This is a genomic window from Modestobacter excelsi (assembly GCF_005930495.1).
GTDB lineage: Bacteria > Actinomycetota > Actinomycetes > Mycobacteriales > Geodermatophilaceae > Modestobacter > Modestobacter excelsi.
Genome location: NZ_SJEX01000013.1, coordinates 55108 through 73605 on the forward strand (window position 1 = coordinate 55108; position 18498 = coordinate 73605).

17 protein-coding genes and 1 rRNA gene are annotated in these 18498 nt (G+C 75.7%); 4 read left to right on the forward strand and 14 right to left on the reverse strand.

From position 1 onward, the window contains the following. Positions 1 to 19: 19 nt before the first annotated feature. The 3 genes from FHL80_RS07080 to steA are packed head-to-tail and all read right to left on the reverse strand — an operon-like array spanning position 20 to position 3014. Positions 20 to 868, reverse strand: coding sequence for a hypothetical protein (locus FHL80_RS07080; RefSeq protein WP_138732764.1), 849 nt, complete (start codon positions 866 to 868; stop codon positions 20 to 22). An 8-nt stretch (positions 869 to 876) separates the two neighbouring features. Further along, entirely contained in the window at positions 877 to 1833 is a 957-nt protein-coding gene (locus tag FHL80_RS07085) for a copper transporter (protein WP_138732743.1), read from the reverse strand. Then, complete coding sequence (steA, locus tag FHL80_RS07090) at positions 1830 to 3014, reverse strand: putative cytokinetic ring protein SteA (RefSeq protein WP_138732744.1); 1185 nt, start codon at positions 3012 to 3014, stop codon at positions 1830 to 1832. Before steA ends, FHL80_RS07085 begins: the two co-directional genes overlap by 4 nt. Before the next feature lie 163 nt (positions 3015 to 3177). Between steA and FHL80_RS07095 the strand changes: the two genes are divergently transcribed. Beyond that, entirely contained in the window at positions 3178 to 4113 is a 936-nt protein-coding gene (locus FHL80_RS07095; protein ID WP_138732745.1) for a TetR/AcrR family transcriptional regulator, read from the forward strand. Between the two features lie 80 nt (positions 4114 to 4193). On the opposite strand, the gene FHL80_RS07100 is transcribed toward FHL80_RS07095, so the two are convergent. Both FHL80_RS07100 and FHL80_RS07105 read right to left on the reverse strand, forming a co-directional pair. After that, complete coding sequence (locus FHL80_RS07100) at positions 4194 to 5393, reverse strand: fatty acid desaturase family protein (protein ID WP_138732746.1); 1200 nt, start codon at positions 5391 to 5393, stop codon at positions 4194 to 4196. A 23-nt stretch (positions 5394 to 5416) separates the two neighbouring features. After that, a complete protein-coding gene (locus FHL80_RS07105; protein ID WP_138732747.1) occupies positions 5417 to 6520 on the reverse strand; it encodes a ferredoxin reductase in 1104 nt (367 codons plus the stop codon). Positions 6521 to 6613: 93 nt separating this feature from the next. Here FHL80_RS07105 and FHL80_RS07110 point away from each other — a divergent pair, with 93 nt between their 5' ends. Then, positions 6614 to 7798 carry a PucR family transcriptional regulator gene (locus FHL80_RS07110; RefSeq protein ID WP_246078512.1) on the forward strand — a complete coding sequence of 395 codons (1185 nt, stop codon included), beginning with the start codon at positions 6614 to 6616 and terminating at the stop codon, positions 7796 to 7798. Between the two features lie 109 nt (positions 7799 to 7907). On the opposite strand, the gene recN is transcribed toward FHL80_RS07110, so the two are convergent. The 4 genes from recN to FHL80_RS07130 form a co-directional block, all read right to left on the reverse strand. Further along, the gene (gene recN / locus FHL80_RS07115; RefSeq protein ID WP_216870504.1) at positions 7908 to 9719 is read right to left on the reverse strand and encodes a DNA repair protein RecN; all 1812 of its coding nucleotides are present in this window, start codon (positions 9717 to 9719) and stop codon (positions 7908 to 7910) included. Continuing rightward, positions 9694 to 10746, reverse strand: a complete 1053-nt coding sequence (locus FHL80_RS07120; protein WP_138732748.1) for an NAD kinase — start codon at positions 10744 to 10746, stop codon at positions 9694 to 9696. Before FHL80_RS07120 ends, recN begins: the two co-directional genes overlap by 26 nt. 73 nt (positions 10747 to 10819) lie before the next feature. Then, positions 10820 to 11617, reverse strand: coding sequence for a TlyA family RNA methyltransferase (locus FHL80_RS07125; protein ID WP_138732749.1), 798 nt, complete (start codon positions 11615 to 11617; stop codon positions 10820 to 10822). Further along, the gene (locus tag FHL80_RS07130) at positions 11617 to 11835 is read right to left on the reverse strand and encodes a hypothetical protein (RefSeq protein ID WP_138732750.1); all 219 of its coding nucleotides are present in this window, start codon (positions 11833 to 11835) and stop codon (positions 11617 to 11619) included. The genes FHL80_RS07125 and FHL80_RS07130 overlap by 1 nt, the downstream gene beginning before the upstream one ends. Positions 11836 to 12080: 245 nt before the next feature. Here FHL80_RS07130 and FHL80_RS07135 point away from each other — a divergent pair, with 245 nt between their 5' ends. Next, complete coding sequence (locus tag FHL80_RS07135) at positions 12081 to 12398, forward strand: alkyl sulfatase C-terminal domain-containing protein (RefSeq protein WP_246078513.1); 318 nt, start codon at positions 12081 to 12083, stop codon at positions 12396 to 12398. A gap of 30 nt (positions 12399 to 12428) precedes the next feature. Here the strand turns inward: FHL80_RS07135 and FHL80_RS07140 are convergent, their stop codons facing one another. Then, on the reverse strand, positions 12429 to 13502 hold the full coding sequence (locus tag FHL80_RS07140) for an HAD-IIA family hydrolase (RefSeq protein ID WP_138732752.1): 1074 nt from the start codon (positions 13500 to 13502) through the stop codon (positions 12429 to 12431). 52 nt (positions 13503 to 13554) lie between these two features. Then, positions 13555 to 13956, reverse strand: a complete 402-nt coding sequence (locus FHL80_RS07145) for a tetratricopeptide repeat protein (RefSeq protein WP_138732753.1) — start codon at positions 13954 to 13956, stop codon at positions 13555 to 13557. Positions 13957 to 14061: 105 nt separating this feature from the next. Between FHL80_RS07145 and FHL80_RS07150 the strand changes: the two genes are divergently transcribed. After that, positions 14062 to 15390: a DUF1015 domain-containing protein gene (locus tag FHL80_RS07150; RefSeq protein WP_138732754.1), complete on the forward strand. Its 1329-nt coding sequence runs from the start codon at positions 14062 to 14064 to the stop codon at positions 15388 to 15390. A 16-nt stretch (positions 15391 to 15406) separates the two neighbouring features. Here FHL80_RS07150 and FHL80_RS07155 read toward each other — a convergent pair whose 3' ends face one another. From FHL80_RS07155 to rrf, 3 genes are all read right to left on the reverse strand, one after another. Further along, positions 15407 to 15766, reverse strand: a complete 360-nt coding sequence (locus FHL80_RS07155) for a single-stranded DNA-binding protein (protein WP_138732755.1) — start codon at positions 15764 to 15766, stop codon at positions 15407 to 15409. 84 nt (positions 15767 to 15850) lie between these two features. Then, positions 15851 to 16840, reverse strand: coding sequence for a tetratricopeptide repeat protein (locus FHL80_RS07160; protein ID WP_216870505.1), 990 nt, complete (start codon positions 16838 to 16840; stop codon positions 15851 to 15853). A 1521-nt stretch (positions 16841 to 18361) separates the two neighbouring features. Further along, positions 18362 to 18478: ribosomal RNA gene (gene rrf, locus FHL80_RS07165) — 5S ribosomal RNA — on the reverse strand. Between the last annotated feature and the right edge of the window lie 20 nt (positions 18479 to 18498).

An 18498-nucleotide genomic window follows, 5' to 3' on the forward strand; every position in this document is an offset into this window, starting at 1 on the left:
CCGCCGCGGGGATGGCGGGTCACGCCGGGCGGCGGCCGAGCCGGTCGAGCTCCCTCAGCCCGGCGGTCGACTCGATGACCCGGGTGAAGCTGACCTTCTCGCTGGCCAGGGTGAGCGCGGTGACCACGCCGAGCAGGCCGGCCCGGCTGCCCCGGCCGGGCAGGGCGGCCAGCCGGAGCCCGAGGAGCGCACCGACGGCGTTCGCGCCGCAGTCGCCGAGCATCACCCGCTCCCCCAGGTCGTCGGGGAGCACGCCGAGGGCCGCCCCCAGCGGGCCGGCGGCCAGGCCGCCGGCGGGCCCGCCGACCGTCGTCGCGGCCAGCAGGACGGCGGCCTTGCCGGCCCGGCCGGGGCGCAGGTCCAGCAGGTTGAGCAGGTTCGCGGTGCCGGCGACCAGACCGGTGGTGAGGACGCCGTCGACGACCGCCGGCAGCCCGCCGCCCCGGCGGGTGAGCACCGCGGCGACGACACCGGCGGCGCCGATGCCGGCCACCTTGACCGCACCGGCGGAGACCCGGCCCTGGCGGAGGGCCGCCAGGTGACCGGCCAGCCCCTTGTCCCCCGCCTGCTCGGGCCGGGCGCCGGCCAGGTCGTCGTACCCGCCGACCACCCCGGCCACCGAGCCGACGACGGCCGCGGCGGCCCGGTGACCGGTCGGTGCACCGGCCACCGCAGTGGCGGTGGCCGCGGTGGCCAGCACCGGCCCGCCGAGCAGGCTGACCGGGCGCCGGGCGTAGTTGGTGCGCTGCCAGGGCGCGCCGGCCGCCAGCGGGGCCAGGCGTGCGGCGCCGGCCAGCCCGGCCCGCGCGAGGAGCGCACCGGCGGCGGCGAGCGCCGTGCGCCGTCCGGCCGCGGCGGGCCGCGGCACGGCCCGGCTCACGAGGCCGGCGGCGGGACCGGCTGGGTGTCCTCGCCCACGCCGTACTCGCCCGACGTGCCGCGCCGCTCGGCCGCCAGCGCCAGCACGGTGCTGATCCGGCCGGCCGGGGTGTCCACGTTGTCCACCGTCGACACGGCGGCCGAGGCCGTCCGGGCGCTGCGCACCGCCTCGACCAGGCCGCCGTCCCCGGCGGAGGCGAGGTCGCCGGCGACGACGACGCCCGAGCCCTCGGTGTCCAGCGCGGTGGCCAGCTGCCCCAGCGCCGTCGTCCGGGCCTCGGCGGCCTCGCCGCCGGCGACCGTGCCGGAGGTGAGCACGACGGCCAGGTCGGCCGGGCTCACCGAGGAGGTGTCCTGGCTGAGCACGTCCAGCTCGGCCAGCCCGGCGAGCACGGTGGAGGTGTCCGTGGTGCTCGGCGGGATGCCGACGTCGGGGCTGCCCTCGCCGGGGACCATCAGCACCTGGGCGAGCACCGAGGCGACCAGCTCACCGACGTCGTCGGTCGCCGGCCGGGTCACCGTGGCGGGCACACCCGGGCCCGCCAGGTAGCTCTCGACCGTCCCGTCGGCGGAGGGGTCCGCGTAGGTGTCGGTGAGCCGGATGGTCCCGGTGACCGTGGCCCCCGCACTGCCCAGCAACGCGGTCACGCCCTCGACCACCTCGGCGTCCAGGTCCGGGCTGGCCACGACGAGCACCACCCGCTGACCGACGAGGGTGTTCCCCACCAGGGTGGGGCCCACGGCCTCGTCGAAGCTGCCCACGTCGTCCAGCTGGGTCTGCAGCGTCTGCGTCTGGTCCTCCAGCGACCGCTTGTCGTCCTGGAGCGCGGTGACCTGGCCCTGCAGGTTGTCCGTCAGCGGGCCGTTGAGCTGGGTGGTGCCGATGACGATCCCCAGCGCCACCGCGAGGAACACCGCGATCAGCGAGACGAGGTGGTAGCGGAAGTCGATCACGTGAAGAGGTTCTCCAGCCAGAACACGAAGCTGTCCCATTGGTCGACGAGCAGGTCGAAGTAGATGTGGCTGGCCGTGGACACCGCCAGCGCGGCGACGATCGAGGCCAGCGCGGCGAGCACCAGCAGGACCAGCGCGAGGGTCGAGATGCGGCTGCGGTAGAGCCGGCTGACGCCCTTGGCGTCGACCAGCTTGCCGCCGAGCCGGAGCCGGGTGAGGAAGGTCGAGGCCATGCCGCCCCGGCCCTTGTCCAGGAACTCGATCAGGGTGGCGTGGGTGCCGACGGCGACGATCAGCGAGGCGCCCTTCTCGTCGGCGAGCAGCATCGCGATGTCCTCGCTGGTGGCCGACGCCGGGAAGGTGATCGCCTCGACCCCGAGGTCGAGCACCCGCTGCAGGCCGGGGGCGCGGCCGTCGGCGTAGGCGTGCACGACGACCTCGGCCCCGCAGCGCAGCACCGAGTCGCTCACCGAGTCCATGTCGCCGATGATCATGTCCGGCTGGTAGCCGGCCTCGATCAGCGCGTCGGCGCCGCCGTCGACGCCGACGAGCACCGGCCGGTAGTCGCGGATGTAGGGCCGCAGCGCCTGCAGGTCCTCCTTGTAGTCGTAGCCCCGGACCACGACCAGCACGTGCCGGCCCTCGATCTGGGTCGCCACGTCGGGCACGCCCACCCCGTCGAGCAGCAGCGCGCGCTCGCGCTTCATGTACTCCATGGTGTTGGCCGCGAAGGCCTCCAGCTGCACCGACAGCCCGGCCCGCGCCTCGGCCATCGCCTCCGCGACGGTCTCCGGCGTCTGCTGGACCCCCTCGGCGACGACCGTGTCCCCGGCGAACACCTGGTTGCCCTCGATGCGGAGCTCCACCCCCTCCTTGACCCGGGTGAAGACCTCCTTGCCGACGCCGTCGACGAGTGGGATGCCGGCGTCGACGAGGATCCCGGGGCCGAGGTTGGGGTAGCGGCCGGAGGTGCTCGGCGCGGCGTTGACCACCGCGGCGACCTTGCAGGCCACCAGCGAGTCGGCGCTCACCCGGTCGACGTCGACGTGGTCGATGACCGCGATGTCGCCCGGCCGGAGCCGTTTGGTCAGGTTCTTCGTCCGCCGGTCGAGACGCGCGGTGCCGGCGACGCCGGGGGCCGTCTCGGTCGCTCGTCCGCGCCGCAGGGTGCCGATGCGCATGGTCGCGATGCTCCCACGGGCTCCAGGGCCGGCGGACCCGACGCGCGACAGCGACGGACCGATCACACTCGGTGAACGACACCACATCCGGCCCGAATTGAGACGTGTCGCACCGGGTGTCGCTGTCCGGGGACCGGACCGTCCCGTCACTAGCGTGACTGGTGTGACTGCAGGGAACTCCGCGAGCCGGAGTACAGCGACAGTTCTCGCCGACGACCTGGTGGAGTCCCTCGCCGGTCGCCGCGATCCCGAGGCGGCTGCGGCCGCTGCAGTGGCTGACGCCACGCCGTCCGGCGCGCAGGCCGAGGCGCAGGTCGTCCCGCTGGCGGCGCGCTCCCCGGCGGAGGAGGCCGACCCGCTGGACCCGGAGCTCGTCGACCCCGCCGCCGTCCCGGACGCGCCGGCTCCCGCGGCCCAGCCGGCGGACGCCCCCGGCCCGGGCCGACGCCCCCGCCGTCGCGAGCGGCGCGGTCCGAGCCTGCGCGAGCAGCGGCGGCTGCGGACCCGGGAGGCGATCGTCGACGCGGCCGCCGCGCTGTTCGTCGAGCGCGGCTTCGACCACGTGAGCGTCATGGAGATCGCGCAGCGCGCCGGCGTGGTCGAGAAGACGGTGTTCAACCACTTCCCGGTCAAGGAGGGGCTGGTCTTCGAGGCCGACCCGCCGATTCGGGCCGCGCTGCTGGACGCCGTGCGCCGGCGCCCGGCCGGCGAGTCGGTCGCCGCCGCGGCGGGCGGGTTCGTGGTGGCCGCGGTCAGCCAGCTGGGCTCCCCCGCCGCCGCGGAGGGCATGACCGAGATGGCCCGGGTGATCCGCGGCAGCCGCACCCTGCAGGCCCGCGAGCGGGAGATCCTCGGCACGCTGACCGACACCCTGGCCGAGCAGATCACCCTGGAGACCCGGGCGGCGGCCGGCGAGCTGGAGCCGTGGCTGGCGGCCAACGCGGTCATGGGGCTGTACTCGTCGCTGCTGGAGCTCGCCCGTGACCGGGTCCTCGCCGGGGCCTCCGGCCCGGAGCTGGTGGCCATGCTGCGGACCCGCGGGCAGCGCGGGCTGGCCCTGCTCCAGTTCGGCCTCGCCGGCTACGCCAAGCGCCGCTGAGGAAGGACCCCCCGCCTCATGGCCCCCTTGCAGGGGCCCGCCGCGAGCTTGCGAGCGGTGGGGGCAAGGGGGTCCTTCGACTACGCGGCGGCCTGCTGCTGCAGCTGGCGGCGGACCTTCGGGCCGCCGGTCGTCATCTTGTAGAGCTTGGCCACCTGCGCCGGCACGTTCGCCGGGGTGGTCTGGGCCAGCCAGCCGTTGGGCAGCGACAGCCGCAGCACCTTGTGCCAGGCCGAGCCGACCTGGCGGGGCAGCGACGCCGAGTGGTAGCGCAGCCCGTACCGGTCGAACAGGTCCTGCACCTTCGGCGCGATCTCTGAGTACCGGTTGCTCGGCAGGTCGGGGAACAGGTGGTGCTCCACCTGGTGCGACAGGTTGCCGGTCATGATGTGCATGGCCTTGCTGCCGGAGATGTTGGCCGAGCCGAGCATCTGGCGCAGGTACCACTCACCGCGGGTCTCGCCGTCGATCGACTTCTTCTCGAAGGTCTCCACGCCCTCGGGGAAGTGCCCGCACATGATCACCGAGTGCGACCACAGGTTGCGGACGACGTTGGCGGTGAAGTTGGCCGCCAGGGTCGGCAGGAACGACGGGCCCGACAGCAGCGGGTGGACGACGTAGTCCTTCGTCATCTGCTTGCGGATCTTCTTGAGCACGGCCTTGCCGGCGGCCCGGAAGGAGGGGTCGGCGCGCCGCTCCTTGGTCGCCAGGTTCTTGCCCAGCTCCAGGTCGTAGGCGGCGATGCCGTACTCGAAGAAGCAGGCGTTGACGAAGTTCCACACCGGCTGCAGCAGGTACAGCGGCACCCACTTCTGGTCCTCGTCGACGCGCATGATGCCGTAGCCGAGGTCGTTGTCCTTGCCGATCACGTTGGTGTACGTGTGGTGGAGGATGTTGTGCGAGTGCTTCCACTGCTCCGACGGGCTGGCCATGTCCCACTCCCAGGTCGTGGAGTGGATCTTCGGGTCACGCATCCAGTCCCACTGGCCGTGCAGGATGTTGTGCCCGATCTCCATGTTCTCCAGGATCTTCGCGACCGAGAGCCCCACGGTGCCCAGCACCCAGGCCGGCGGGAACTTGGAGAACAGCAGGACGGCGCGGCTGCCGAGCTCGAGCTTGCGCTGGACGTCGATCACCCGGCGGATGTAGGCCGCGTCGGCGTCCCCGCGGCTGTCCATGACGCCCTGCCGGAGGGCGTCGAGCTCCAAGCCGATCGACTCGATGTCCGCCTCGCTCAGGTGCGCGATCGGGTTGTCGGACTTCTTCTGCAGGACGGTCATGTGCAGCTCCTCAGGTCGGGGGGTCAGTGATCGATGTCGCAGGCGCCGGCCGCGGCGCTGATGCAGGTCTGGATCAGGACGCCGTCACCGGGGGCGGCCGTGGTGACCTCGCCGGTGCGCAGGTCGCGGACGGCGCCCTCGCGGAGCGGGAGCACGCAGCCGTAGCAGATGCCCATCCGGCAGCCGCTGGGCATGAGCACCCCGGCCTCCTCGGCGGCGTCGAGGATCGGCGTGGCGCCGTCCGCCTCGAGCGAGCGCGAGGACCGCGCGAAGTTGACGGTGCCGCCCTCCCCGGTGACCAGCACCCGCGGGCGGAACCGCTCGGTGTAGAGCTGGTCGGGGATGCCCGCGGCTGCCCAGTGCTCCTCGAGGGCCTCCAGCAGCCCGACCGGACCGCAGGCCCAGGTGGAGCGCTCCGTGAGGTCGGGCACGAGCTCGGCGAGCGCGGCGGCGTCGAGCAGGCCGGCGGTCTGGGTGTGCCGCTCGACCAGCCGGATCTGACCGGTGCGGGCCAGCTCCCGCAGCTCGGCACCGAAGATGACGTCGTCGGCCGTGGGTGCGGAGTGCACGACCACCACGTCGTCGTGGTCGGCCACGTGGTTGCGCAGGATGCCCATCACCGGGGTCACGCCGGACCCGGCGGTGACGAACAGGCACTTCTCCGGCCGCTGGGCCGGCAGCACGAAGTCACCCGTGGCCTGGTCGAGCTGCACGATGGTGCCCGGGCGCGCCCGGCGCACCAGGTGGTTGCTCACCTTGCCGCCCGGGATCGCCTTGACGGTGATGGTGAAGCACCCGTCGGCCCGGCCGAGCACCGAGGTGATCGAGTAGGCCCGCCACTGCCGGACGCCGTCGACATCGATGCCGATCCGGACGTACTGGCCGGGCGTGTGCGGGAGCCAGTCCCGGCCCGGGCGGATGACGACCGTCGCGGCGTCCCGGGTCTCCGGACGGACCTCCTCGATCCGGCCCCGCAGCGCGGCGCCGGAGCGGAGCGGGTCGACGAGGTCGAGGTAGTCGGCGGGCAGCAACGGCGTGGTGACCAGCTCGGCGACCTTGACCACCCGGTCACGGAGCTTCCCCAGCACCGGCCAGGCCGAGGAGGGGCGCGGAACGGTTGCGGTCATACCTAGACCTTTCCCGGTTCCCCGACCAATCACCTGCTCCCTGGACGTGAATCGGCCGGTAGGTTCTGTTCTCCACGAACAAAGGAGGCGTCGGTGAGCGAGTTGATCACGTTCCCCCCTGCCGTGGTGGCGGCGATGCAGGCCGAGCTGCCCGCGGTGGCCGAGCAGACCGTCGCGACCATCGTGGTGGAGGTCCCCAGCTACGCCGACGCCTTCGCCGGTGAGATGGGCCGGGCCATCACCAGCGCCGTGGAGCTCGCCCTCGGCGGCTTCCTCGACCTGGCGACGGCAACCGGCGGCGTCGACCCGAGCCGGCCGATCGGGCCCGCGCTGGAGGGTGCGTACAAGCTCGGTCGGGGCGAGGCCCGCAGCGGCCGGTCGATGGACTCGCTGCTGGCCGCGTACCGGGTGGGCGCCCGGGTGTCCTGGCGGCACATGAGCGACACCGCCGTCGCCGCCGGGCTGACCAGCGGGTCGCTGGCCCGCTTCGCCGAGCTGGTGTTCGCCTACATCGACCAGCTGTCCGCCTCCAGCGTCGCCGGCCACACGGACGAGCTGGAGACGACCGGGCGGGTGCGCCGGCACCACCTGGAACGGCTCGGTGCGGTGCTGCTGGCCGGGCGGCCGCTGCACGAGCTGACCGCCGCGGCCGAGCGGGCGGACTGGCCGGCCCCGCGCACGCTCACCGCCGTGCTGCTGCCCGAGGAGCGGGCGCGCGGCGCCCTGGGGTTGCTGGACGGCCGCACCCTGCAGGTCAGCGACGACCCGCCGGGGCTGGACCCCTCGACCGAGCTGACCGTGCTGCTGGTGCCCGACGCCGGCGAGGGCGCCCGGCCCGGGCTGCTCCGTGCCCTGGAGGGCCGGTCGGCGGTGGTCGGCCCCGCCCGGCCGTGGGCGTCGGTGGTGACCTCCTACGGTCGGGCGGTGCGGGCGCTGCGGCTCGGGCTCGCCGCCGAGGCGCCCGCTGCGCTGGACACCGAGCAGCGGCTGCCCGACCTGGTGCTGCGGGCCGACGACGAGGCGCTGGCCGACCTGCGCGCGGCCGCGCTGGCGCCGCTGGACGGGCTCAACGGCGCAGCCCGGGAGAAGCTGGTCGCGACGCTGCGCTCCTGGCTGCTGCACCACGGCCGGCGTGAGCAGGTGGCCGCGGAGCTGTTCGTGCACCCGCAGACCGTGCGCTACCGGATGGGGCAGCTGCGCCAGCTGTTCGGCAACCGGCTCGACGACCCCCAGCGGGTGCTGGAGCTGACCCTCGCCCTCGGCGCAACTCCGGTGTGAGGCCCCGTCCCGAGGCTCACCCGAGCGTGCGAGCGAAAGAACCCGCTCCTCCCCGCTCCTCGCAGGCTCGCAGCGGGACCCGGGAGCGGGCCTGAGACGGGGTCCGTCATCAGCCGCGGCCCTCGGCGGCGACCGCCATCAGCTCGCGGGCGTGCGCCTGGCCGGTGTCGCTGTCGGCCAGCCCGGAGAGCATCCGGGCCAGCTCCCGCACCCGGTCCTCGTCGCGGACGGCGCGGATGTCGGTGGCCGTGACCCCCTGGGCGCTGTCCGGGGACTTGTCGACGACGAGGTGGGTGTCGGCGAACGCGGCGACCTGGGCGAGGTGGGTGACCACGACGACCTGGTGCTCCCGCGCCAGCCGGGCCAGCCGCCGGCCGATCTCCCCGGCCGCCTGACCGCCGACGCCGGCGTCGACCTCGTCGAAGACCATCACCGGCACCGGGTCGGCGCCGGCGAAGACGACCTCGATGGCCAGCATGACCCGGGAGAGCTCCCCGCCCGAGGCGCCCTTGTGCACCGGCCGCGCCGGGGCGCCGGGGTGCGGGGAGAGCAGCAGCGCCACCTCGTCGGCGCCCTCGGGTCCGGGCTGGTCGGGGTCGCTGTCGATGCGGAAGGACACCTGGGCGTTCTTCATCGCCAGCCCGGCCAGCTCCGCGCCGACCTCGGCGGCGAACCCGTCGGCCGCGGCCCGGCGCCCCTCGGTGACCCGGGTGGACAGCGAGGCGAGCTGCTCCCGCGCGGCGTCGCGTTGCGCCTGCAGCGCCTCGAGCGCCTCGTCGGAGACGTCCAGCTGGGACAGCCGGGCCTGGGCGTCGGCTGCCCAGCCCAGCACCCCGGCCAGACCCTCCCCCGGTTCGGCGTACTTGCGGACCAGCGCGGTGATCGCCGCCCTGCGGTCGAGCACCTCGGCCAGCCGGGCCGGGTCGGCGTCGAGGTCGGCGACGTAGCCGGCCAGCTGAACGGCGACGTCGGAGACCACGGCGACCGCGTCGGCCAGGTCCTGGGCGAGCAGCACCAGCGTCGGGTCGTCGGAGCCGGCCAGCGCGCGCTCGGCGGTGGCCAGGGCGGTGGTGGCGTCCTGCGGGAGCTCCCCGCCGGCGAGGTCGCCGGTGACGTCCCCGACCAGGGCGAGCCGGGCGGTGTCGGCGACCGTCCGCAGCGCGTCGGCGTCCCCCAGCCGCCGCGCCTGGGTGTCCAGCTCGTCGTCCTCCCCGGGCTCGGGTGAGAGCGCCGCGATCTCCTCGAGGCCGTGCCGCAGGACGTCGGCGGCCTGGGTCAGCTCGCGGACCTGGCTGCGGCGCCGGTCCAGGTCGTCGGCCAGCCGCCGCCAGGTGGCGTGCGCGGCCCGGTGCTCCTCCACGAGCGCCAGGTGCTCGGCTCCGGCGTAGCGGTCCAGGGCGCGGCGCTGCTCCGCGGGGCGGGTGAGCCGCAGCTGGTCGGTCTGGCCGTGCACCGCGAGCAGGTCCTCCGCCAGCTCGGCGACGATGCCGACCGGCACGCTGCGGCCACCGAGGTGGGCCCGCGACCGGCCCTCGGCGCTGACCGTGCGGGCCAGGATGAGGCTGCCGTCGTCGTCGGGCTCGGCACCGGCGTCGGCGGCCCGCGCCCAGACCGGGGACTCCGGGGGCAGCGCCAGCCGGCCCTCGACGCCGGCCCGTCCACCGGCCCGCACCCGCCCGGGGTCGGCGCGGCCGCCGAAGAGCAACGTCAGGCCGGTGACGACCATGGTCTTGCCCGCGCCGGTCTCCCCCGTGACGACCGTGAGGCCCGGGCCCAGGTCGAGGGTGACGTCGTCGATCGCGCCGAGCCCGCGGATGCGCAGTTCGGTCAGTGCGCCGTTGACCGCCGTCCCGGCCTCCCGGGGCCGGGACGGTGCGCGCGACCGGGACCGGGGCTCAGGCCGCGCCGTCCTGGTGGCCACGTCTCACCTCCTCCGGGGTCCGGAGCACCCCGTCGCTGGTGTTCACGTCGCCGGTGAGCACGTTGACCCGCGTGGTCGGCGCCTCGTGCCCGGGACCGTGCGACCGGGCGTCCCGGAAACCGCGCACCGGCAGCCCGAACTTGGCGACCAGCCGGTCACCGAAGGACGTGGGGTTCACCCGGGCGATCCGCACCGGGCGGTCGGAGCGGCGCACCTCGACCCGGCCGCCGTCCGGGACCTCGACGATCCGGCGGCCGTCGGCGGAGACCCGGGCACGGGTGCCGTCCGGCGGCACGGCGACGGTGAGCACCGAGGTGGGCGAGGTGACCAGCGGCCGGGCGAACAGCGCGTGCGCGTTGGTGGGGACCAGCAGCAGCGCCTCCACGTCGGGCCAGACCACCGGGCCGCCGGCGGAGAACGCGTAGGCGGTCGAGCCGGTCGGGGTGGCGCACAGGATGCCGTCGCAGCCGAAGGAGGTCAGCGGGTGGCCGTCGACCTCGAGCACGACGTCGAGCACCCGGCTGCGCTCGACCTTCTCCACCGACACCTCGTTGAGCGCCCAGGTCTCCGCACCGGTCGGCACCCCGTCGGCGTCGAGCACCACGGCGTCCAGGGTCAGCCGCTCCTCCACCTCGTACTCGCAGTTCTCGACGGCGGTCAGCATCTCCTCGACGGCCTCGGGCTCGGTCTCGGCGAGGAAGCCGACCCGGCCGAGGTTCACGCCGGTGATCGCCGCGTCGGTGTTGCGGGCGAGCTCGGCGGCCCGCAGGAAGGTGCCGTCTCCGCCGAAGACCAGGACGATCTCCACCCCGTCGGACGCCTCCGGCCCGAAGGCGCAGACCTCGGCGCCGGGCACGGCCATCGCCTCGGCCTCGTCGTCCAGCAGCCGGACGACGATCCCGGCCTCGACCAGCCGCGCGGCCGCCGACCGGGCGAGCTGGACGATGTCGGACCGGCCGGTGTGCACGGCCAGCAGGACACGCCGGGTGGTCTGGTCGGACCCGCAGGCGGTGGTGCCGTCGGTCACTGCTCCTCCTCGCTGACGCTCGTCGAACCGGTGCACCCGGGTGCGGTGCTCCCGGGTGCGCTCGCGGGCTCGCTCACGTGGGTCCTTCCTGAACTGCTCGGTCGATGGCGGTGCGGTCCACCGGCGGCGCGTCCCGGCGCAACCAGAGGAAGAACTCGACGTTGCCGGCGGGGCCGGGCAACGGGCTGGCCACCACCCCGGCGGTGCCCCAGCCGAGGTCGCCGGCGGCCCGGGCGACGGTGGCCACGGCGTCGGCCCGGTGGGTGCGGTCCCGGACCACGCCGCCTGCGCCCAGCCGGTCCCGGCCGACCTCGAACTGCGGCTTCACCATCGGCAGCAGGTCGGCGCCGGGCCCGGCGCAGGCGGTGAGCGCCGGCAGCACCAGGCGCAGGGAGATGAAGGACAGGTCGGCGACGACCAGCTCGACCTGGCCGTCGATGGCCCCGGGGGTCAGCTCGCGCACGTTCGTCCGCTCGTGGACCACGACCCGCTCGTCGGTGCGCAGCGACCAGGCGAGCTCGCCGTACCCAACGTCGACGGCGACGACCTGGCGCGCCCCCCGGCTGAGCAGGACCTCGGTGAACCCGCCGGTGGAGGCGCCCGCGTCGAGCGCCCGGCGGCCCTGCACGGCGACCGGGAAGGCGGTCAGCGCGCCGAGCAGCTTGTGCGCGCCGCGGGAGACCCAGCTGGGCTCGTCCGGATCGGTGCGGACGACGACCGGGGTGCCGGCCTCGACCCCGGTGGCCGGCTTGCTGGCCGCCTGGCCGCTGATGGTGACCCGGCCCTCGGCGATCAGGCTGACCGCGTGCTCGCGCGAGCGGGCCAGCCCGCGGCGGACGAGCTCGGCGTCGAGTCGGCTGCGACGGGCCATCAGAGCTGGTCGATGGTGGACAGTTCGCGCTGCAGCCGGTCGTGCTCGGCCTCGAAGACCGCGACGTGGTCGGCCACCGGCCGCTCGGCGAGCCCGGCGAAGCGCTCCCCCGTGGGCTGCGGGACCGGCCCGGCGGACTCCGCCGGTGCCGGTGCTGCCGGGCCCGCGGCCGGACGCGGCGGGCCGGGGACCGGGCGCGGATGGTCGGGTGCGGTCACGGTCTCCTCCTCCACGTCGTCGGGGTCGCGGGCTCGTCCCACGTCCCTCTCGGAGGTTACCGGCCGGTGCCGACGGACGACGGCGCGCTGCAGGAGGCGGTGGACGCAGCGACCGGTGCTGCCGGTCCGGCACTGCAGGGTGTCCGGGGGCGGCGGTAGCGTCCCGCTCCGGACCGCACGGCCGGGACGAGCCCGGCCCCCTGGCTGATGGAGGCGACCCGCCCGTGGCGACGCTCGAGCAGTGCATGACCGCCCTGGACGGTTTCGTCAGCGCGCTGGCCTCCTCCGACGGGGCCCGCGACCTGGACCGCAGCGTCTCGTGCCGGCTGACCGACCTGGGCCAGGTGGTGGCCGGCCGGCTGGCCCGCGGCGCGGTGCACGACATGACCGCCCAGCCCGACGGCACGGCGGTGCCCAAGGCCGACATCCGGCTGACCATGACCAGCGACGACCTGCTGGCGCTGACCTCGGGGCAGCTGGCCTTCACGCCCGCCTGGGCCAGCGGCCGGGTCAAGCTGGAGGCCGGTCTGCGCGACATGCTGCGGCTCCGCTCGCTGCTCTGACCCCGTCCTCCGACGTCGCCCACCGGCGGCTCAGCCGGCGGGCAGTCCCCATCCGGCCAGCACCGCCGCGGCCTCGTCGTCCCCGGCGCGGACGACCGGCGCGCTGCCCTCGTCGGGGTGCCGCGCCCACTGCGCCACCGCCAGCGCACGCAGACCGTCGAGCCCGTCACCGGGTTCCCGCTCCGCGCCGGTCGAGCGGAGCACCAGGGCCTCCCCCGTCGCCTCGGCCTGCCAGCCGCCGCACCGCCAGGCGCCTTCGACCGCCGTGACACGGGGGTGCGCGGTGAGCACCCCGGCGACGTCGGGCGCCAGCAGGTCGGGCCGGTGCTCCGGGACGGCAGCCAGCAGGTCGGCCGGCCCGGCCACCCCGGTCAGCACGAGGAGGCTGGCCGCCCCGGCGCGACGGGCCCCCTCGATGTCGGTGTCGAGCCGGTCACCCACGACCAACGGGCGGCGGGCCCCGGTCCGGCGGACGCACTCGGCGTGCATCGCCGGGTCGGGCTTGCCGGTGACCAGGGGCTGCTGACCGGTGACGCCGCTGACCACGCCGACCAGGGCGCCGTTGCCGGGGAGCACCCCGCGCGGTGAGGGGATGGTGGCGTCGGTGTTGGTGGCCACGTGCCGGGCCCCGTTGCGGACCGCGACGACCGCCTCGGCCAGCTGCGCCCAGCCCACCCCGGCGCCGTAGCCCTGGACGACCGCGACCGGGGAGTCCTCGGCGCGCTCGACGACGGTGAGCCCGGCTGCGGTCAGCGCCGCCGCGACGCCGGGCCCGCCGACGGGCAGCACCGCGGCGCCGGCCCCGAAGCGCTCGGCCACCACCGAGGACGCTGCCTGGGAGCTCGTGATGACGTCGGCAGGGCCGGCCGGGACACCCAGCGCGGTCAGGTGCTCGGCCACCTGCTCGGGTGTGCGCGCGGCGTTGTTGGTGACGTAGCCCAGCCGCATGCCGGCGGCCACCGCCCGGGCCAGCGCCTCGGGCACGCCGGGCACGGCGTCCGGGCCGACGTAGACCACGCCGTCGAGGTCGAGGAGGGCGACGTCGTAGGTGCCCGCCGGAGGGCTGTCCGCGCCGGCGGACAGCGGCAGCGGTGCCGGGGTCATGCGGCACCACCGGACGGTCGGCTGGGGCGGTCCGGAGGTCGTGGGACGGCGTTCATGGCAGCTCCTCTGCGAGGCCGCGGCGGGCTCGGACGCCGCGCAGCGCTCGTGCGTAGTGACCCAGGTCAGGGCGCATGGCGACCGCCAGTGCGAGGTGCTCGGCGGCGGTCTCTAGGTCGCCGGCCCGGCTGGCGGCGAGACCGAGCCCGAACTGGGCGTAGTCGTCGGTGGGGTTGACGCTGATCAGTTGGGTGAAGCTGTCCATCGCGGCCCGGTACCGGTGGGCACCGTACTGGGCGCGCGCCAGGGCCTCGAGCACGCTGCGCGACCCGGGTTCCGCGACGAGGGCCCGCTCCAGCAGGGTCGCTGCGGCGTCGGGGTGGCCCTCGCCCAGCAGCTGGAGTCCGCGCTGGTACCACTCGTAGACCCCGCCGTCCGGCTGTCCTGGCCCGGTCACCGCCGCTCCCCTCCTGGCGCGCCCCAGCCGACCGGGGGTGCGAGACGGGCTGCGCTGGCAGACGCCGCCCCCAGCTCTCCGCCGGCGCGCTCCTACGATCGATCCGTGCCCTCGACGTCGGCGGACGCCCCGCCCCCTGACGCAACGGGCCTCGACGTCCGACCGTTTCGTGCTCTGACCTACCGGGAGCACGACCCGGAGCACCTGGCCCGGGTGAGTTCGCCGGCCTACGACCTCGTGACCGCAGCAGGCCGCGACCGTCTGGCCGCGGCTGATCCGCACAACATCGTCCGCCTCATCCTGCCGCACGTCGACCCGGTGCCGGGACAGGACACCAGCCGGCCGGCGCGCGACCGCCGCTCGGCCGACGCCGCGGCGCGGACGCTGCACCGCTGGCTGGCCGACGGCGTGCTGCGGCAGGACGACACCCCGGCGCTGTGGCGCTACGAGATGGCCGGGACCGACGGAACGGTGACCACCGGGTGGCTGGGTGCGGTCACGCTGCCCCCGCCCGGGTCGGCGGCCGTGCTCCCGCACGAGGACACCTTCGCCCCCGCCGTGGCCGGCCGCACCGCCCTGCTGGCGGCCACCCACACCGACCTGGAGCCGATCGTGCTCGCGCACGACCCCGACCCGGAGGTCGCCGAGCTGACCCGGCTGACCGGGACCGGGACGCCCTCCCTCGAGGTGGCCGACCCCGACGGGGTGGTGCACCGGCTGTGGCGGGTCGCCGACCCGACGGCGGTGGACCGGTTGACCCGGGCGTTCGCCGGCACCCGGTCGGTGATCGCCGACGGCCACCACCGGTTCGCGGCCGCCCGCGAGCACGTCGCCACCGCCCGGCACGTCGGCGACGAGGACAGCGGTCACGGCCGGGTGCTCGCCCTCCTCACCCCGATGGGCCCGGGCGGCCTGCAGCTGCGCGCCATCCACCGCGTCGTCCCGGACCTCTCGCTGAGCGACGCCCTGGCCGCCGCGGGGCACGGCTTCCAGGTCCGCGACGTCGCGCCGGTGGACGGGGACCTCCGGGGCACCGCGCAGGACTGGGCCGGCCAGGCGGGCGGGCCGGCGTTCCTGGTCTCCGACGGTGCGCGGATGGCCGAGCTGGCCGGACCCACGGCGGAGATGACCGCCACCGTGCCCGCGGAGGCGCCGGCCGCCTGGCGGGGGCTGGACGTGGTGCTGGCCCACACGGCCCTGCTCACCGGCCTGTGGGGCCGGTCGGACGACCCGTCGTCGGTGCTGGTCGCCCACGACGTCGACGAGGCGTTGCAGCTGGCCGACGAGCGGGCCGGGGTGGCCGTGCTGCTGCGGTCACCCTCGCCGGCGGACGTGGCGGCGGTCGCCCGGGCCGGGGCCCGGATGCCGCGGAAGTCGACGCTGTTCGTGCCCAAGCCGAGGACCGGGCTGGTGCTGCGGCCGCACGGCGACTGAGCCCCCGACCCACGGCTCACGCCGACCGCGGGGCCGCGCGCTGACCGCTCTTGGCGATCCGGCGACCTCGACGACAGCTGACCTCGTAGGCGACGGCGGTGCCGGTCGGGGTGCGCCAGAAACGGCGCTGCAGCGAGCCCTCGACCTCCACCACGTCATCGGGCGCCCAGGCGGCCGCGTGGCGGTGCAGCGCGCGCAGCAGGCTGACGCAGGTGAAGACGTCGGACTTCGGACCGCCCGGGCGCGGCTTCTCCCGGCGCACGACGAGCTTGAAGACGAGCAGCGTGTCGCCGCTGGGCAGCGGACGGAGCTCGGGAGGTGTCGACAGCCGTCCGCGCAGGACGACGTCGTTCCGGTCGATGACGGCGAGGCTCATGCAGCCAGCGTCGCGGCCGCCGCACCGCCCGGCCAGGGCCGCCACGGATCTGTGGACGGCCCCGGCGGGTGTGGACGGCGGAGGTCAGTCCGTCGGGGGCCGCTGCTCCTCGTCGGTGGCGGCCTCCTGGAACAGCCGGGTGTGGTCGCGCTCGACCGGGGGCGGGACCTCCCCGAGCAGCTCGGCGACCTCGGCCTCGATGTCGTCGTCGGTCACGTCGCCGCCGACCTCCTCCGCCAGCGCCCGACCGAGGTCGTCGTCCTCGTCGTCCTCGTCGTCCTCGTCGTCCTCGTCGTCCTCGTCGTCCTCGTCGTCCTCGGCGGACTCGGCCGTCGCGTCGCCGGAACCGCCGGCCGCCGTGTCGACGTCGGCCTCGTCGTCGACGGTCCGCTCGGTGAGGTCGTCGGTGTCCTCGTCGTCCGCTCCCCCGAGGTCCTGCTCGAGGTCGTCGTCGTCCTCGGAGAAGTACTCGGACACGCCCGTCAGGTCGTCCGGGTCGGCAGCGGCGATGGCCGCGTACCAGTCCCGGGCCAGCTCGGACTCGCCGCGGGCGTCGAGCAGGTCCCCGTAGGCGGTGGCGAGCCGGAGCTGCCCCAGGTCGGGGTGGCCGAGGCCGGCCGGGGTGGGCCGGCCGCCGAGGGCCGCCTCGAGGACCAGCGCCGCCGCAGGCAGCTCGCCCAGGTCCTGCCGCGCGCCCGCCTCCACCAGCCGGAGCTCGACGAGCTCCTCGGCATCGGGCTGCGCCTCCAGGGCCTCCTGCACCAGCCGCAGGGCGTTCTCCGGACGACCCAGCGCCCGCTCGCAGTCGGCCAGGACGGCGCGGTAGCTCTGGTCCCCGCTCATCCGGGCGTAGGCCCGTAGTTCGCGGGCGGCCTCCGCGAAGTCGCCGGCGTGGTAGGCCGCGACACCGACCGCCTCCCGCACGGGTGCCAGCCGCGACGCGCGGTCCCGGGCGGCGCGGGCGTGCTCGAGCGCGAGCTCCGGGTCCTCCTCCAGCAGGCCGCCGGCGGCCACCAGGTGCCGGCCGACGGTGTCGGCGTTGCGGGTGTCCAGACCCCGGAGCGCGGTCCGCACCGACGGGTCCAGCTCCCGGGCGTCCGCCCAGTCGGGCAGCAGGGGACCGGGTGCCCGGCGGGGAGCCGCATCGTCGCGACCAGGTGCACCACGGTCGGGTGAGGACGGGCGTCCGGCGGCGGACCCGCCTCGTTCCGGCCGGCGCTCCCGCCAGTCACTGCCACCACCGGCGTCTCCGGTGGGGCCACCGGCGCGCTGCGGTCGACGGTCCTGCCAGGCAGGGCGGTCGGAGGTGGGGCGGTCCCCGGCAGGACGCCGGTCCTGACCCGCCGGGCGACCGCCGGCGGAGCGGTCGCGGTACGGGCGGTCCCCACCGCCATGACGGTCCTGCCAGGCGCGCTGGGCCACCTCGGGGTTCGCGGTCCGCTCGGTGCGGGGTCGGCGCTCCGGCGCCGGGTCGCGGTCACCTGTCGGGCGGTCCTGCCGAGCACGGTCGGCCTGCGGGCGGCCGGCTCCCGGGCTGCGGTCCTGCCACTCACGGCGCGGTCCACCCGAGGACTGCGGACGGTCGCCGGGAGGACGACGGTCCTGCCAGCTCGGCCGGTCACCCGACGGCCGGCCCCCGCCCTGCGGCCGGTCACCGGACGGGCGGCGGTCCTGCCAGTTGGGACGGTCACCGGACGGGCGGCCCGCGCCCTGGGGGCGGCCGGCACTAGGGCTGCGGTCCTGCCACTCACGGCGCGGTCCACCCGAGGACTGCGGCCGGTCACCGGACGGGCGGCGGTCCTGCCAGCTCGGCCGGTCACCCGACGGGCGGCCCCCGCCCTGCGGACGAGCCGCACCCTGCGGACGGCCTCCGCCCTGCGGCCGGTCGCCGGGAGGGCGGCGGTCCTGAGAGCTGGGACGGTCGCCGGACGTGCGACCGCCGCCCTGGGGGCGGCCGGCACCGGGGCTGCGGTCCTGCCACTCACGGCGCGGTCCACCCGAGGACTGCGGACGGTCACCGGACGGGCGGCGGTCCTGCCAGCTCGGCCGGTCACCCGACGGCCGGCCCCCGCCCTGCGGACGGTCACTGCTCTGCGGACGGTCACTGCTCTGCGGACGGCCACCGCCCTGGGAACGGTCACCGGAGGGACGGGAGTCCCGCTGCGGACGGTCGCCGGCCGATCCCCGACCCCACTCGCCGCCGGAGGCACCTCCCTGAGCGCGGTAGCGGTCGTCACGTGACGAACCCTCGCGCGGGGCAGTGCCACGGCTGCCGTCGGCAGGACGCGAGCCACGGTGCCCCGCGGGGCGCTGCGGGCGACCCCCGGCGCTGCCCTGCCGCGGCCCCCCACTGCTGCCTCGTGAGCCGCCGGTGCCCCGACCTCGGTCTGAGCCGGCCGGCCCACGTCGCGGAGAAGTCATGATGCTGTACGTACCTCACTGGTGAACGGCGCACGCCCGATGGGGGCACCTCTACGGCATCGCATCTACCTGGTGCCCTCACCCCGGAACGGCACTGGTCGGTCGACGAAAGTGGGACCAACGCACAAAACGGGGGCCGGAGCGCAAGCTCCGACCCCCGTTTCGTTGAGTTATGTCCGGCGGCGTCCTACTCTCCCACCCGGTCCCCCGGGCAGTACCATCGGCGCTGAAAGGCTTAGCTTCCGGGTTCGGAATGAGACCGGGCGTTTCCCTTTCGCCATGACCGCCGTAACACTGTGAAGATGACACCC